The organism is Nitratireductor aquimarinus, from assembly GCF_017255295.1.
Taxonomy (GTDB): domain Bacteria; phylum Pseudomonadota; class Alphaproteobacteria; order Rhizobiales; family Rhizobiaceae; genus Nitratireductor; species Nitratireductor aquimarinus.
In genome coordinates, this window is sequence record NZ_JAFKDE010000002.1 from 766,917 (window position 1) to 781,836 (window position 14,920).

Sequence of the window (14,920 nt, forward strand, 5' to 3'; positions counted from 1 at the left end):
CATTGTCCGATCATGAAACCGGCGCCGCCGAAGCCAGCCCCGTCGATGAAGAGGCGCTGGCCGAAGCCTATAATCGCGCGCTTGCACTGGAAAAGGCGGGCGATCTCGACGCCGCCGCCGAGGCCTACAGGGAAGTTTTGGCGCTGGATCCCGCCGATCATGGCGGGGCAGCCGTGCGGCTCGCCAGCATGGGGCGCGGCGAAACGCCGACACGCGCCTCGGAGGCCTATGTCGCGACGCTGTTCGACCAGCACGCCGGTGAATTCGAAAGCATCCTCGTAGACCAGCTCGGCTACGATGTGCCCGCACTCGTGCGTCAGGCGCTGGAAGAGATCGCGCCCGGTCCCTATGAGCGCATGCTCGATCTTGGTTGCGGTACCGGCCTTGCCGGCGAGGTGCTGCGCGATATGGCGGCCCACATCACCGGCGTCGATCTTTCCGAAACGATGGTCGAGGTCACCGACGAGAAAGAGCTCTACGACGCGCTCTATGTGGGCGATGCGGTGGACTTTCTGCAGCATGCGGATGTCGAACCCTTCGACCTGATCACGGCGACGGATGTTCTGCCTTATCTCGGTGAGCTGGAAGCCTTCTTCGAAGGCGCTGCGGAACTCGCCACAGAGGGTGCGGTTCTCGCATTCTCAAGCGAGACCCTGCCGGATGAAACGCTTGCCGGCCGCCCCTTCATGGTCGGCCCGCACCAGCGCTTTGCCCATGCGCAGGCCTATCTCGGCAAAATGCTTGCCGATCACGGCTTTGCCGGCCTGGCGATTGGCGACATCGTGGTGCGGCATGAAATAGGCAAGCCGGTGCCGGGGCATCTGGTCATCGCCCGAAAGCAGAAAGCCGATTAGCGCACCGTGCTTTCAACAGGTTAGGGCGTCCTTTGTGCGTCCGGATGGCCGCACGTCGCTCTAACCGGCGTTCTGCGCCAGTTTCACCTCAAGGATGTTCTGTTCGGCGTCAGGCATGATGCCGAATTCGAACAGGACGGGCAGGTGGTCGGAACCGGCATCCTGCGGCCGCGAGATGGCAATCGGCACGATCCGTCCCTTGCTGAACACATGGTCGATGGGCAGGCCTGCAACCCGGCGAACGGGTTCGGGAACCAGACGTTTCAGCCAGGTCGGGCCAACGCCCGGCACAAGATCCAGCTCACCGGCAGCCGCAACACGATGCGCCGTTGCGCTCCACGGCGCTGCGTTCAGATCACCTGCAAGGATCGCCGTCTTGCCGAGCCGCTGCAGAACCGGCGTCACGCGCTCCACCTGACGGTGCTGTTCATAGGGCCAGGGCCAGCCGAGATGCAGCGCGGCGATCTCCACCGGATCTGCGCCAAGGCGCACCGTCGCCACGGCCATTGAGCCGCGGTCGTAGCAGGCATAGGCGGATGAGCTGGCAAAGGGGCGGCGGGAGAGAATGGCAACGCCGCCAATCCGGGCCGGCGGCGGGCAGATCACGCGGTAGGGGTAGGTGGCTTCAAGGAACTTCAGTTCCTCCACCCACATGCTTGAAACCTCGTTCAGCGTCACGATGTCCGGCCGGGTCTGGCCGATCAGCGAAAACACCTGTTTTGGGGTGGGGTTGTCGTAGCGCAGGTTCATCTGGAGGAGCCGGTAGCGCGCAGCCGGCATGTCGGCGGCTTCGGCTCTGGCCGTTCCTGCCGCATTCTGTCCCGGCAAAAGCGTGGCGCTCAGGGCTGCAAGGCCAAGCACGGTTCCTGCCGCACCGATCTGCCGCCAGCCCCGTATGAAGATCAGCGGCAGGGAGAGAATGGCGATCAGCACCGCCAGATGCATCCGAAAATGCGCCATGGCGTCGAAGGCCGGGTGCAGCCGACCCCAATAGCCGGCCACGAGGGGCACCGAAATCAGAACCGCGCCGATTGCCAGAATTGCCGGCAGTGCGGATGCGGTTCTGCTCTTCTTCATCTCTCGCGCCTTGTTTGCTGCGTGTCCCTTGAGATACGCGGGCTAGCCGTTCTTTTGGGCTATTGGAAGGCGGTTTCGAAAAAGCTTCTCAGCTTGCGCGAATGGAGCCGTTCTGGCGGCATTTCCGCAAGTTTCTCGACCGCCCGCATGCCGATCTTGAGATGCTGGGAGACCTGCCGCTTGTAAAAGTCGGTGGCCATGCCCGGCAGCTTCAGTTCGCCATGAAGCGGCTTGTCCGAAACGCAAAGCAGCGTGCCGTAGGGCACGCGGAAGCGGAAGCCATTGGCCGCGATGGTGGCCGATTCCATATCCAGCGCAATCGCCCGCGACTGCGAGAGCCGCTGCACGGGGCCGCGCTGTTCGCGCAGTTCCCAGTTGCGGTTGTCGATGGTCGCCACCGTGCCGGTGCGCATGATGCGCTTCAACTCATAGCCGGAAAGGCCGGTGGTCTCCGCCACCGCTTCCTGCAACGCAACCTGCACCTCTGCAAGTGCGGGAAGCGGCACCCACACCGGCAGATCGTCGTCAAGCACATGGTCTTCGCGCACATAGGCATGCGCCAGAACGTAATCGCCCAGCGCCTGCGAGTTTCTGAGCCCCGCGCAATGGCCGAGCATCAGCCAGGCATGCGGGCGCAGAACCGCCACATGGTCGGTGATCGTCTTGGCGTTGGAGGGGCCGACGCCGATGTTCACCATGGTGATGCCGGCGTGACCGTCACGCTTCAGATGATAAGCGGGCATCTGCGGCAGGCGCGCCGGCGTGCTGGCCGAAGGGCTCGTCTCGCCGGCCTTGGTGATCACATTGCCGGGCTCCACGAAGGCCGTGTAGCCCTTGCCGCCTTCGGCCATCATCTCGCGGGCGAGGGCGCAGAACTCGTCAATGTAGAACTGATAGTTCGTGAACAGCACGAAGTTCTGGAAATGCGCAGGCGCCGTCGCCGTATAGTGCGACAGCCGGTGCAGCGAATAGTCGACACGCTGCGCCGTGAACGGGGCCAGCGGTTCCGGTTCTCCTGCCGGCGTCTCATGGGTGCCGTTGACGATGTGGTCATCGGTGGCGTTCAGATCCGGCACGTCGAACAGATCGCGCAGCGGCCGTTTCAGCCGGTCGGCGATGGAGCCTTCCACATAGGTGTCCTGCAGGAAGGCGAAGTGCAGGGGGATCGGCGTTTCCGATTCCGACACGGTCACCGGCACGCCGTGATTGCGGATCACCAGGCTCAGCTGGTCGATCAAATAATCGTCGAAAAGGTCGGGCCGGGTGATCGTGGTCGCATAGACACCGGGTGCCGCCACATGGCCATAGGCCAGCCGCGTGTCGATCTGGGCGTAGGTGGCGGTGGCGAGGCTGACTTCGGGATAGAAGGCGCGGAAGCGGCAATCGCTCTCGCCTTCTTTGGAAACCTGCGCAAACGCATCGCGCAGGAATGCGGTATTGCGCTCATAGAGCGCTTTCAACGCCGCGACGGCTTCGCGGGCATCGGTAAAGCTCTTCCGGGCGTAGGACTCCGGACTTGAAATCGTCTGAATGGGCTGAGGATAGATTCTATGTTCCATGGCCTTTTATATGGATTTTCCCGGTCTTCTCAAGGCCCGGTTGCGGCATCCATGGTCTGCTCGCGCACTTCCAGCTGGTGGGGGAAGCTCTCCTAGCGCGAGCGTTGCAGGCTGACCATCAGAACGAGACCGGCGCCACTCGACCTGTCATAACGCCCTTCGATGATGTTTTCATCACCGGCGCGCACATTCTGGACCGCCAGAAGCGGCGAGCCGATCAGCATCGCGAACATCAGTCCCTTGGCCATATGTGTCATTGTCTGCAACATCACCAACCCCACTTCTTTCCTGCCGTTCAGCGCCGCACCGTCTGGCCGCAAAACGCGTTGTCATCGGTCATGCAGGCGAAAGGCCTGCCGCCCTGCCAGCGGTCGGAAGACCGGCCGGCCTCTGCAACGAGGATCGCCAGGCCCATGCCGAACAGGGCTGCAATCAGGCAGACAATCGAAAATCGGCGTATCAGCATCGGGCTCTTCCTCTTTGTTGCCATCAATGTGGCAGGGGACGGCTGAACCGATACTGATGGGGGCATTCATCCGGCGTTCAGCAGCGTTAACACGGCGGTTAACACCCGATGACAGATCGTTTATCGGCGCGTGTGTTGCAAAACGGGCGGGCGGTGCTTACCTGCCCCAATGTCGCCACGATCCTCCCCCGACCGCGTGGCTCTGAACCCTTGGAGGCAGACAAGCATGACCACCCAGATCAAGCCGATCGAACTTCATTACTGGCCGACACCAAACGGCTGGAAAGTCACCATCTTTCTTGAAGAGACCGGACTTCCCTATGCCGTGCACTATGTGAACATCGGCAAGGGCGAGCAGTTCGAGCCGTCCTTCCTGAAGATCGCACCGAACAACCGCATGCCCGCCATCATCGATCCCGAAGGCCCGGGCGGCGAGCCCATCTCCGTTTTCGAGTCGGGCGCGATCCTGCAATATCTTGGCCGCAAGACGGGCAAGTTCTATCCCGCGGACGAGCGCGCCCGCGTGGAAGTCGATCAGTGGCTGTTCTGGCAGATGGGCGGTCTTGGCCCGATGGCCGGTCAGGCGCACCATTTCCGCAAATATGCGCCCGAGAAAGTGCCCTACGGCATCGAGCGCTACACCAATGAGGTCAACCGCCTTTACGGCGTGATGGATCGTCGTCTTGCCGACCGCGCCTATCTGGCGGGCGATGAGTACACGATTGCAGACATGGCCTGCGTTGGCTGGATCAAGCCCTATGAGCAGCAGGGGCAGGACCTCAACGATTTCCCGAACCTGAAGCGCTGGTTCGAAACCGTCATGGCCCGGCCGGCGGTCATTCGCGCGCTCGAGGTTGGTCAGACGCATCGCAGCAATCTGGCCGAGGACAAGGAGGCCCAGAAGGTTCTCTTTGGTCAGCGCGCAAGCTGATCCCTGTCCGGAATGCAAAAAGCGGGCGATCCCGGTCGCCCGCTTTTCTTTATCGTCAGCCCAATCTCAGACGTTAGCCAAGCCTGATCAGCAGTATGGCCAGGATCAGAATGCCTACGCCCACCCAGCTTGTCAGGTTGAGGCGCTGGCCGAAAACGAGCCAAACGGCGATGGCCGTTCCCAGGATCGAAAGCACGCCCCACACTGCATAGGCGATGAAAAGATCCATGCCGGTGACGGCCAGTGCGAGCAGCGCGAACGCCGCCATGATCAGAAGAACTGCCGCAACGCCCCAGCCTCTGCGGGCAAAGCCGTTCGATTTTTCCAGCGCCAGATTGGCCATGATGTCGAGCGCCACCGAGCCGAGCACATATCCCATATAGATGGTCATCGCTTCTGCTCCTGCTGGTGGTGGCCATAATTGATTATAACAATGCCCAGCAGCGCCACGCCGATGCCGACCGCCTGCATGGTCGAGATGCTCTCATCCAGCAGATAGAGCGATGCAAGCGCGATCAGGATCATGCCGAGCCCTTCCCAGAAGGCGTTGGCCAGCGCCACCGGTATGCGCAGCGTCGCTTTGCCCAGAAAGAGATAGGCCATGGCGACCATGAAGATTGCGGCAAGCGTCCCCTGGGCCAGCTGGCCCGCGGACACCAGGAATTTCATCAGTGTGGTCCCGACAACTTCTGCGGAGACCGCAGCGATCAGATAGAACCAGTGCAATTTCGTCCTCGTGATGTAAGATCAAATTTAATGTCACTTGATTGAGATATCCGCCTTTTCGACGTATGAGAAATCGCTGAGTGACAAGAATTTTGACGAAAGGCCGTTCCAATGCGGCTCGACTACCTGGAATATTTTGAGGCTGCGGCGCGAACCGGCTCCATTTCGGGCGCAGCCGTGCAGCTGGGCCGCAACCGCTCCACCGTCAGCATGGCCATTGCCGCGCTGGAGGATGAGCTGGGGGCCGAGCTCTTTGTGCGGCGCGGCAACAGCCTCACCCTGTCGCCGGTCGGCGAGCACATTCTGGACGACTGCGCCCGTATCATCGCGCTTTCCAACAGCATCATCGAGCGTTGTGCGCGCGGTGAGGAGACCGCCGGTCAGGAGCTGCGGATCGGTCGCGACGACGTGCTTTCGGAAAATTTTTGGCGCCACGTAATCCGCTCCATCAGGCGCGCGCGGCCGGATGTGCGCCTGAGCATGCGTTACGCGGAAAGCGACGTGCTGCCGGAACTGGTGCGCGAGGGGCAGCTGGACATCGCCTATTTCATCGCCTCCGGCCGATCCGGTCCCGCCAGCGGGCTTTACAGCCGTGTCATCGCGCGGATTGGCATGCGCATGATGGTCGCGCGTGGTCATCCGCTCGCCGCCATGAGCTATGTCGCCGATGCGGATCTCTCCATCCTGCCACAGATCACCTATCTCGACAGCACGCAGCATGAGCGCTTCCACCTCGACGCCATGGGCAGCGAGCGGATTGCGCTGAGTAGTTTCGAACTCGGCAAGGATGCGATCTGCGACGGTCTGGGCTGGGGCTATGTGCCCGAATCCCTGCTGTCGGAAGAAGATTATGCGCAGCTCGGCCAGATCAATCATGGTCTGGGCGCAGCGTGGTATCCCTATTTCGTCTGCAGCCGCGAGCCGCTGGCCGCCAAGGGGCAGGCGAGGGAGCCGCTACAGTCGCGCGCGCACGACATCATTCTCACACAGATGCGCAGCGATGGGCTGATTGCAGATTAAAACCTCCACGCGCCTTGCAGGGTTAAGGCGCGCGGAGGCATTGAGCTGGAGGGTTTTGCCTGCCCCTGGAGCGCTTCCACTTTTCGCTGAATCGCGAAAGCGCTCTAAGGCATTGTTTTGCGCAATTCCGGACGGAAAACCGGTTCCGACTTTTCCTGGAATTGCTTTAGATGCGGGACCAGGTCTGGTTGCGGCAGATCAGGCCACCAAGAACGCAGCCGCCCATCTTCAGATTGTTGCCGGTGAGGGTGCCCTTGCCGGAATAGGTCTTGTCCTTGGCCGGGTCGGTGATCTTGCCGGTGTACTTGTTGCTGCCCGCTGCCTGGAACGTGCCGATCTTCTTGCCGGCGAACTTTCCACTTTTCAGCGTGATGCAATAGGAACCGCCGCAGGGGGCGATCTGCGCGGTCGCGCCCGATTCCGTTTTCCAGTTCCCCTCGATCGGGTCGGCCATGGCGACACCGCCGGCAAGCAGCAGGGCCGCACCGCCCAGAAAGAGTTTGCCAATCATCATTCTTCCTCCCAATGACGTTGCAGCCGCAAGCTTACGCGAACGTAAACGTAATACAACCTCTTTCTGCAACTGGCCCGTGAAGGCCCCCGCGCAGACGGGCGGGGGCTTTTCGCTCAGTCGACGCCGTAGATCTTCGCCACGTCATCCAGCATGCGCTCTGCCGCAAGGATGCCGCCAGCCGTGTTCCAGATCACGTCGTCAACGGCATGAACCGAGCCAGCCTGTACGGCCTTCAGGCTCTGCCAGAGCGGATCGCTGGCAATGTCGCGCGCAAGCGCGGTGGCCTTTCCGTCACCGGATTCATAGGTGAAATGCACCAGCCGGTCGCCATCCATGTCGGGAATGCTCTCCTTGCCGACCTTAAGCACGAAGCTGTCTTCCTGCTGGAGTTCAGGCCGCGCAATGCCGAGTCGGGCAAGCACATCGCCCGAAAAACTGTCTCTCTGGTAGATGCGGATCTGTCCGGGCATGAAGCGGATGACGGAAAGCGTCTCGTCCTTCTGCGCGCCGAGCGCGTCGGACAGTTCAGCCACGCGCTTGTCGAAGGCCGCAAGCACCGCAGCCCCTTCGTCCGTCCTGCCAAGCGCTTCGGCATAGAGTTCGAAATTCTTGCGCCAGTCGCCCCTGAGGCGGTTGGACAGCACGGTGGGCGCAATCGCCGAGAGCTGGTCGTATACGCCCTCATGACGCTGGCGGTTGCCGAGGATCAGGTCCGGCTCCAGCGCCGCGATCTGCTCCAGATTGACCGCACGCTCTTCGCCAAGCGGCTCAACGCCGTCAAGCCGGTCGGCCACATGCGCATACCAGACGGAGCCACGCGCATTGACCGCGCGTCCATTGGCGGCGCCCACCGGTTTGATGCCCAGTGCGAGAACCGCTTCGGTTCCCCCGGTGGTCAGCACCACGATGCGCTGAGGGTTGTCGGGCGTTGTCGTCCTGCCCATGGCATGCTGCACATTGCCGGCCAGAGCGGCTCCGCTCACGGCGGACAGGGCAAGGGTCAAAAGGGGAATAAGCAATCGTTTCATGAAAAATCTCGTCTGAAAATGAGAAAAATCCCCAAAACGGGGAGGGTGGGAGGGCCCGTCACTGGCAGGCCGTCCCGGTCTTGATCAACGAAGCCCGTAAAGGCGGGCAAGATCGTCGAGCATCAGGTTCGCGGCCAGAACGCCTCCGGCCGTGTTCCAGATCGTGTCATCCACCTGATGAACCTTGCCCGCTTTCACGGCTGAAAGCGTCTGCCACAGCGGATCGGCCAGCACCTCTTCAGAAAGTCTGGTCGCGTCGCCATCGCCGGGTTCATAGGTGAAGTAGAAAATGCGGTCGCCATCCATGTCCGGAATGCTTTCCTTTCCGGCCTTCAGCATGAAGTTGTCGACATCCTGATTTTCAGGGCGCTGAAAACCGACCCTGTCGAGGATGAAGCCGGAAAAACTGTCCATCTGGTAGATGCGGATGTGGCCGGGCATGAAGCGGATCACGGAGACTTTCTCATCCACCGCTTCGCCCAGATCGTTTCTCAGGGACGAGACCTTCGCGTCGAAGTCCTCAAGCACCTTCTCGCCGGCTTCCTGCCGGTTCAGCGCCTTCGCCCAGAGTTCGAAATTCTCGCGCCAGTCGCCGCGCAGGCGCTCCGAAACAACGGTCGGGGCGATGGCGGAAAGCTGTTCGAAAATTCCTTCGTGTCGGATCCTGGTGCCCAGAATGAGGTCTGGCTCAAGTGCAGCGATCAGTTCCAGATTGACGGCGCTCTCCTTGCCGACCGGCTCCACACCCTCCATCTGGTCCGCGATATGGGCATACCACGGATCACCATTCCAGGAATTCGCCGCGCCCACGGGCTTCACGCCCAGCGCCAGCAGGGCTTCCGTGCCTTCATTGGTCAGCACGATCACGCGCTGCGGAGCGTCGGGCACCGTGGCCGTTCCCATGGCGTGCTCGATCCCGGCAGCGCCCGCCGCCGTCGTGAACAACGCCATCAGCATGGCCGGTAAGAGGGGAAGGACGCGCATGATCTGTCTCCTGATTTGACGCGGTGGCTGTCTTGCCGGCACGACCAACAAATCTTGCGTTAAAATGTCAAGTTTGAAGTTGACATTATTAGTCAATTTCTGGGATGCAGCGGGCACGAAAGAGAGACGGATGCCGCGCTATCTTCCACACGCCATACTGATTGCGGTGATTGCCCTTCTGGCGATCATCAGCCTGCATGTGGGTATTCGCTTCACACCCAGCGCAGAGGTCTGGCGCGCCCTGAGCCAGGGCGGGGACGATCAGGCCGCGCTGATCGTCAACACGCTGCGTGTCCCGCGCACGGCTGTGGCGCTCATTGTGGGAGGGGCGCTCGGTCTTGCCGGTCTTCTGCTTCAGACGGCGACCCGCAATCCGCTGGCCGAACCCGGTCTTCTGGGCGTCAATGCAGGGGCTGGCTTTGCCGTCGTGCTCTTGGTCGTCTTCACCGGCACGGGATCACTCTCCCTCATTGCGCTCGCGGCCTGCCTTGGCGCGCTTTTATGTGGGCTTCTCGTCTTCTCGCTCGCCTTCTCGGCAGGTGGCATTTCCTCGCCTTCCTATCTGCTTCTGGCGGGTGTCACCATTGCCGCCCTTCTGTCATCCGGCATCCAGATCGTCATCGTTGCCGATGAACGCACCATGGAAGAGCTGATCTTCTGGCTTTCCGGCGGTTTCGCTGACCGGGACGCGGAGCTTCTCTATCTGGCGGCTCCGGTGGTCGTTCTGGTGGCGGCGGCATGCCGTTTCCTCGCCCCGACGCTCGACGCGCTCATGACCGACGATACGACTGCCGAGGCGCTGGGCGTGCCGGTTCTGAAAGTGCGCATGACGGTGCTTGTTCTTGCGGCCATCCTTGCCGGTGTCAGTGTTTCGGTTGCCGGGCCGGTCGCCTTCATCGGTCTTGCCGCGCCACATCTGGCGCGGCTCAGCGGCTTTCCGGGGCACCGGCAGCTCGTGCCGCTCTCGCTTCTTGCCGGGTCGGCGCTGGCGCTCGCCGCCGACATTGCGGCCCGTTTCATCATCTATCCGTCAGAAGCGCCGGTTGGCGTTCTTCTGGCCGTGGTCGGCGTGCCGATGCTGCTTTATCTCCTTCAGCGCAAACGGCTCGGAGCCACAGCATGACGGCAGCCTCTTTCGCGCAGCGTGCGCATCCTGTCCGCTCGCGCATCCCGGCGCGCGTGGCCATCCTGGTCGCCTGCGCCACCGTCTTATGCGCGCTTGCACTTGCAAGCGTTGCGCTGGGCAGCTCGGGCATGTCGTTGCAGCGTGTCCTGTCCGCCATCCTCGGCACGGGAGAGCGCAGCGACACCATCATCATCTGGTCACTGCGCATGCCGCGCCTCGCCATGGCCGGGCTGAGCGGTCTGGCGCTGGCGCTGGCAGGCTTCGCGCTTCAGCGCGCGACGCGCAATCCGCTCGCCTCACCGTCGGTTCTCGGCATTGTAGATGGCGCTGCCCTTGGCGTGGTGGTGTTTCTCTTCCTCTTCAGCAATGACGCGAATGCGCTCACTGTCAGCATTCAGTGGCAGCCGCTGGCGGCGGTGCTGGGCGCGCTCGGCTTCGCAGGACTTGTCATCCTGCTTGCCGCGCGCACCGGAGCGCCGCCCCTGCGGGTCATTCTCTACGGTGTCGCGCTGGGTGCTCTGGCCAAGGCCGGCGTCACGCTCTTCATTGTTGATGGCCCGGTGCATCGCGCGAGCCAGGCCGCCATGTGGCTTGCCGGTTCCGTCTATCAGGCGCGCTGGGCCGATGTTCAGGTGCTGGCCATCGTGCTTGGCGTTCTGGTTCCGCTTGTCTTTCTGCTCGCCCGTCGCATGGACCAGCTCCAGCTTGATGAACTGAGCGCGCAGGCCACGGGCCTTCCCGTCCGCGCCACCCAGTTGATGCTCTTTGCGCTGGCGGCAACACTCACAGCCGCCGCGGTCTCCTTTGCCGGAGCCATCGGTTTCGTCGGTCTCGTCGCGCCTCATGCCGCGCGGCTCATGCTCGGGGGCAGGGCGGGCGTGCAGGCGCTTGGCGCGGCGCTCATCGGCGCAGCCATCGTCATCGCGGCCGATCTCGCGGTGCGGGTGTTGTTCGCGCCGCTTGAAGTGCCTGCCGGTGCGGTCACCGCCGTGATCGGCGCACCATACTTCCTATTCATTCTGATCCGTGCAGGACGCGTTCATGCTTAAAGGCCATTCGGCAGACCAGTGCGAAATCGAACTGCGCGCCGCAGCGCTCGGCTATCCGGGAAAGCTCGTCTTCGATGCGCTCGATCTTTCAATCCGTCCGGGGCGTCTCACCGCTTTGTGTGGGCCGAATGGCTGTGGCAAGTCCACGGCCCTGCGCGCCATGCGGGCCATGCTGCCCACGCAGGCCGGTTCCGTGCTGCTGCGCGACACGCCGCTCTCGCAGATCCCGGCCAAGGCGCTTGCGCGTGAGATCGCCATGCTCACGCAAAGCCCCACCGCACCCGACGAAATGTCGGTCGAGCAACTGGTCTCTCTTGGCCGCTACGCTCACCGCCGGGCCTTCGCGCCCGATGCCCGCGCCGACCGCGAGGCCGTTGCCGTCGCGCTCGCACAGACAAATCTCACCGAGCTTGCCCATCGCGCCATCGGCACGCTCTCTGGCGGCCAGCTTCAGCGCGTCTGGATCGCCATGGTTCTGGCGCAGGCCGCACCCGTCATCCTGCTCGACGAGCCCACCAATCATCTCGACATCGCCCATGCGCTGGAAGTGCTGTCGCTTGTGCAGCGCCTCGGCGCGCAGGAGGGCAAGACCGTGGTGGTCGTGCTCCACGATCTCAATCTGGCCGCGCGCTTTGCCGATGACATCGTGTTCTTCCGTGCGGGCCAGGTCGCCGGCTGCGGGCCGGTGGAAGCGGTTTTCCATCAGGAGCTGATCGAGGACGTGTTCGGCATTGAATGCATTGTCCGCCGCGAAGAAGCGTCAGGCCGCCCCTTCTGCGTCCCGCTCGCAGCCTGTCCGGCCCGTCGCGACCGCCTCGTGCAGGACTAAAGCGCCGAGCGTCCGTACGGTCCGATGCTCTACACTGTCCTTGGGGCATCGAAGTGGCCGAAAACCGGTCCCCACTTTTCGCTCCGATGCGCCGCAATTTTCACAAAACCGTCTGTTCTTGCGTTCCGCATGGTTAGCGAAGTCTTAGCCTGGGCGTTAACGAATGAGCCGGTCACACAGAGCCCAAACCCCGACACCGTGCGGGTTTGCGATGCTTAACAAAATCAGGCGTTTACTGAAAATTTGAACTTTGTTTTCTTCAAATTAAGCACAAGATTTAACGGCGATTTCAGCCGCTCCCTGCATTCTCGGAAGCATCGAAGGGCTAGCCCAGACGGGCAAAAACAAAAGGCTCTCGGGAGAAAAACAGGGATCTTGGATTATGGCACGTTATGACGTTCAGGAAGCAGGCTTCGGTACGGCTGGTTCGTCCACCCAGGCAGACGTGCTGTTTCAACTGGGAATGATGTATGCGACCGGCCGCGATTGTGCTGTCGATCTGGTGGCCGCGCACAAATGGTTCAACATTGCGGCCATCAAGGGTTCTGGACGCGCCGCTGCGCTGCGCTCGGAACTGGCCGCAAGCATGAGCAAGCCGGAACTCGCCAAGGCGCTGCGCGATGCGCGCGAATGGATGACGATGCACTGATAACGGGGGGCGGAACGCCCGGGAACTGATAGCGAGGGCGGAACGCCCGGGACCGGACGCAGATCCACCGGCTCCCGGGCGCCTTATTCTCCTAATCAGCGTCCTGGAAGCGGACAAGCATCGCGCCGTCATTCACCTGCGCCCCCTCGGTCGCAATCTCTGCGACCACGCCGTCATGAGGCGCGGTGATGGTGTGCTCCATCTTCATGGCTTCAAGCACCAGAAGCGGCTGACCTTTCTTCACCGTGTCGTTCACCGCTGCCCGCACGACCTTCACAAGGCCGGGCATGGGCGCGCTCAGCCTGTCACCGCCAGCACTCTCGTCGGCAGCCTGAAGGCGATCCGGCACCTTTAACGTCAGCGCATCCGCGCCCTCAAAAACCGTGACATGTCCCGGCCAGCGCGCGATGCGCGTCGGATCATCCCGACGCACGATGATCGGTCGCGCCGCCTCGTCGTCGCCGAGACGAATGCTCAACGCGCCATCCCCCTGCGCCGTCACCCGCGCCTCCACCGCATCCTCGCCATCCACCAGTGTCCGCCTGTGAACGAGCGGCCCAAAATGCCCATAACCCGAGATTGCCGAAAACGGGTCTGAGGCATCGGCGCCCGTGGCCGTCCCGCTTGTGGCGGCAACGGCAACGGCGAGATGGCGGTCCCGCAGTGGCGCGACCGTGGTCAGCGCTTCCTGCTTGCGCGCGATCAGCCCCGTTTCCAGCCGGCCGGCCGCAAAATCGTCGTCGCGCAACAATCGGGTCAGAAAGCCGAGATTGACCGTTGATCCGGCAACCTCCGTGCGTTCCAGCGCATTCGCCAGCCCCTCCAGCGCTTCCTCGCGGGTCGGGGCATGCACGATCAGCTTGGCGATCATCGGATCGTAGAACGGGGTGATGGCATCGCCTTCGGCAACACCGGCATCCACGCGCAGGCGCGCGCCATCGACATGCTCGGGAAACTTCAGATGATGCAGCGTTCCGGTGGCCGGCAGGAAGTCCCGCGTGGCGTCTTCCGCATAGAGGCGCGCCTCCACCGCATGGCCATGCGCGGCGATCTCGTCCTGCGTGCGGGGCAGGGGCTCGCCGGCGGCCACCCGCAACTGCCACTCCACCAGATCAATGCCGGTGATCATCTCGGTCACGGGATGCTCCACCTGCAGGCGCGTGTTCATTTCCATGAACCAGAACCGGTCGGGCCGAAGCCCCTCGGACGCATCCACGATGAATTCGATCGTGCCCGCTCCGCTATAGGAGATGGCCTTTGCCGCCTTCACCGCAGCATCCGTCATGGCTTCACGCGTCAGCGCATCCATGCCGGGCGCGGGCGCTTCCTCGATCACCTTCTGGTGACGGCGCTGGGCAGAGCAGTCACGCTCGAACAGATGCACCGCATTGCCATGCTTGTCGCCAAAGACCTGCACTTCGATATGGCGCGGCGTCTCGATGTATTTCTCCACCAGAACGCGCTCGTCGCCAAAGGCGGCCTTTGCTTCGCGTTGCGCAGCCGCGAGCGCATCGGGAAACGCATCCGGGTCCGCAACCAGGCGCATGCCCTTGCCGCCACCGCCGGCCCGCGCCTTGATCAGCACCGGATAGCCGATCTCGTTGGCCTTGGAGGCGAGCGCCACCAGCGCCTGCGTGTCTCCGTGATAGCCGGGCACAACCGGCACGCCCGCCTTTTCCATCAGGCGCTTGGCGGCGTCCTTGAGCCCCATGGCGCGAATGGCCTGCGACGAAGGCCCGATGAAGACAAGGCCCGCTGCTTCCACCTTTTCCACGAAATCCGGGTTTTCGGAGAGAAATCCGTAGCCGGGATGGATCGCCTCTGCACCGGTTTCCTGCGCCGCCGCAATGATCCGGTCCCCGTTGAGGTAGCTTTCAGAAGCTGCAGCCGGGCCGATATGGACGGCCTGATCCGCCATGCGCACATGCCGGGCATCCCGGTCCGCGTCCGAATGGACCGCGACCGTGGCAATGCCCATTTGCCGCGCGGTCTTGATCACCCGCACGGCGATCTCGCCGCGGTTTGCAATCAGGATTTTCTGAAACATGCGAACCGATCCTCCTACAAAGCTGCCAGAGCATAACGCCTGTCGCACGGGCTTGCAGCGA

Annotated in this window: 17 protein-coding genes; 7 read left to right on the forward strand and 10 right to left on the reverse strand. The window is 62.7% G+C overall.

Translation table 11 applies throughout. From position 1 onward, the window contains the following. The first annotated feature begins 2 nt into the window (after positions 1-2). A complete protein-coding gene (locus tag JYP46_RS03980; protein WP_206547331.1) occupies positions 3-854 on the forward strand; it encodes a class I SAM-dependent methyltransferase in 852 nt (283 codons plus the stop codon). Between the two features lie 60 nt (positions 855-914). Here the strand turns inward: JYP46_RS03980 and JYP46_RS03985 are convergent, their stop codons facing one another. The 4 genes from JYP46_RS03985 to JYP46_RS04000 form a co-directional block, all read right to left on the reverse strand. Further along, complete coding sequence (locus tag JYP46_RS03985) at positions 915-1,931, reverse strand: endonuclease/exonuclease/phosphatase family protein (RefSeq protein ID WP_206547332.1); 1,017 nt, start codon at positions 1,929-1,931, stop codon at positions 915-917. Between the two features lie 59 nt (positions 1,932-1,990). Next, complete coding sequence (locus tag JYP46_RS03990; protein ID WP_206547333.1) at positions 1,991-3,490, reverse strand: AMP nucleosidase; 1,500 nt, start codon at positions 3,488-3,490, stop codon at positions 1,991-1,993. Positions 3,491-3,582: 92 nt separating this feature from the next. Beyond that, positions 3,583-3,747 (reverse strand): hypothetical protein, encoded by a 165-nt coding sequence (locus JYP46_RS03995; RefSeq protein WP_206545935.1) that lies wholly within the window; start codon positions 3,745-3,747, stop codon positions 3,583-3,585. 38 nt (positions 3,748-3,785) lie between these two features. Then, positions 3,786-3,956, reverse strand: coding sequence for a hypothetical protein (locus JYP46_RS04000; protein ID WP_206545936.1), 171 nt, complete (start codon positions 3,954-3,956; stop codon positions 3,786-3,788). Between the two features lie 226 nt (positions 3,957-4,182). Between JYP46_RS04000 and JYP46_RS04005 the strand changes: the two genes are divergently transcribed. Next, entirely contained in the window at positions 4,183-4,887 is a 705-nt protein-coding gene (locus JYP46_RS04005) for a glutathione S-transferase family protein (RefSeq protein WP_206547334.1), read from the forward strand. Between the two features lie 73 nt (positions 4,888-4,960). Here JYP46_RS04005 and JYP46_RS04010 read toward each other — a convergent pair whose 3' ends face one another. Beyond that, the gene (locus tag JYP46_RS04010; RefSeq protein ID WP_113154635.1) at positions 4,961-5,278 is read right to left on the reverse strand and encodes an SMR family transporter; all 318 of its coding nucleotides are present in this window, start codon (positions 5,276-5,278) and stop codon (positions 4,961-4,963) included. Continuing rightward, positions 5,275-5,613, reverse strand: coding sequence for a DMT family transporter (locus JYP46_RS04015; RefSeq protein ID WP_113154636.1), 339 nt, complete (start codon positions 5,611-5,613; stop codon positions 5,275-5,277). The genes JYP46_RS04010 and JYP46_RS04015 overlap by 4 nt, the downstream gene beginning before the upstream one ends. A gap of 111 nt (positions 5,614-5,724) precedes the next feature. On the opposite strand from JYP46_RS04015, the gene JYP46_RS04020 reads away from it, so the two are divergent. Continuing rightward, on the forward strand, positions 5,725-6,633 hold the full coding sequence (locus tag JYP46_RS04020) for a LysR family transcriptional regulator (RefSeq protein WP_113154637.1): 909 nt from the start codon (positions 5,725-5,727) through the stop codon (positions 6,631-6,633). 166 nt (positions 6,634-6,799) lie between these two features. Here the strand turns inward: JYP46_RS04020 and JYP46_RS04025 are convergent, their stop codons facing one another. From JYP46_RS04025 to JYP46_RS04035, 3 genes are all read right to left on the reverse strand, one after another. After that, positions 6,800-7,144 (reverse strand): DUF2147 domain-containing protein, encoded by a 345-nt coding sequence (locus JYP46_RS04025; RefSeq protein ID WP_206546034.1) that lies wholly within the window; start codon positions 7,142-7,144, stop codon positions 6,800-6,802. Positions 7,145-7,260: 116 nt separating this feature from the next. Beyond that, the gene (locus tag JYP46_RS04030; RefSeq protein ID WP_206547335.1) at positions 7,261-8,175 is read right to left on the reverse strand and encodes an ABC transporter substrate-binding protein; all 915 of its coding nucleotides are present in this window, start codon (positions 8,173-8,175) and stop codon (positions 7,261-7,263) included. 84 nt (positions 8,176-8,259) lie between these two features. Beyond that, on the reverse strand, positions 8,260-9,159 hold the full coding sequence (locus JYP46_RS04035; RefSeq protein ID WP_206547336.1) for an ABC transporter substrate-binding protein: 900 nt from the start codon (positions 9,157-9,159) through the stop codon (positions 8,260-8,262). Positions 9,160-9,289: 130 nt separating this feature from the next. Between JYP46_RS04035 and JYP46_RS04040 the strand changes: the two genes are divergently transcribed. The 4 genes from JYP46_RS04040 to JYP46_RS04055 all read left to right on the forward strand — a co-directional run bounded on the left by JYP46_RS04040 (position 9,290) and on the right by JYP46_RS04055 (position 12,812). Continuing rightward, positions 9,290-10,282, forward strand: coding sequence for a FecCD family ABC transporter permease (locus tag JYP46_RS04040; RefSeq protein ID WP_206547337.1), 993 nt, complete (start codon positions 9,290-9,292; stop codon positions 10,280-10,282). Continuing rightward, complete coding sequence (locus tag JYP46_RS04045; RefSeq protein WP_206547338.1) at positions 10,279-11,334, forward strand: FecCD family ABC transporter permease; 1,056 nt, start codon at positions 10,279-10,281, stop codon at positions 11,332-11,334. The genes JYP46_RS04040 and JYP46_RS04045 overlap by 4 nt, the downstream gene beginning before the upstream one ends. Next, positions 11,327-12,163: an ABC transporter ATP-binding protein gene (locus tag JYP46_RS04050; RefSeq protein ID WP_206547339.1), complete on the forward strand. Its 837-nt coding sequence runs from the start codon at positions 11,327-11,329 to the stop codon at positions 12,161-12,163. Before JYP46_RS04045 ends, JYP46_RS04050 begins: the two co-directional genes overlap by 8 nt. Positions 12,164-12,545: 382 nt before the next feature. Continuing rightward, entirely contained in the window at positions 12,546-12,812 is a 267-nt protein-coding gene (locus JYP46_RS04055; RefSeq protein WP_113154643.1) for an SEL1-like repeat protein, read from the forward strand. A 91-nt stretch (positions 12,813-12,903) separates the two neighbouring features. Here the strand turns inward: JYP46_RS04055 and JYP46_RS04060 are convergent, their stop codons facing one another. Next, positions 12,904-14,859 (reverse strand): acetyl-CoA carboxylase biotin carboxylase subunit, encoded by a 1,956-nt coding sequence (locus JYP46_RS04060; RefSeq protein ID WP_206547340.1) that lies wholly within the window; start codon positions 14,857-14,859, stop codon positions 12,904-12,906. Positions 14,860-14,920: the final 61 nt, after the last annotated feature.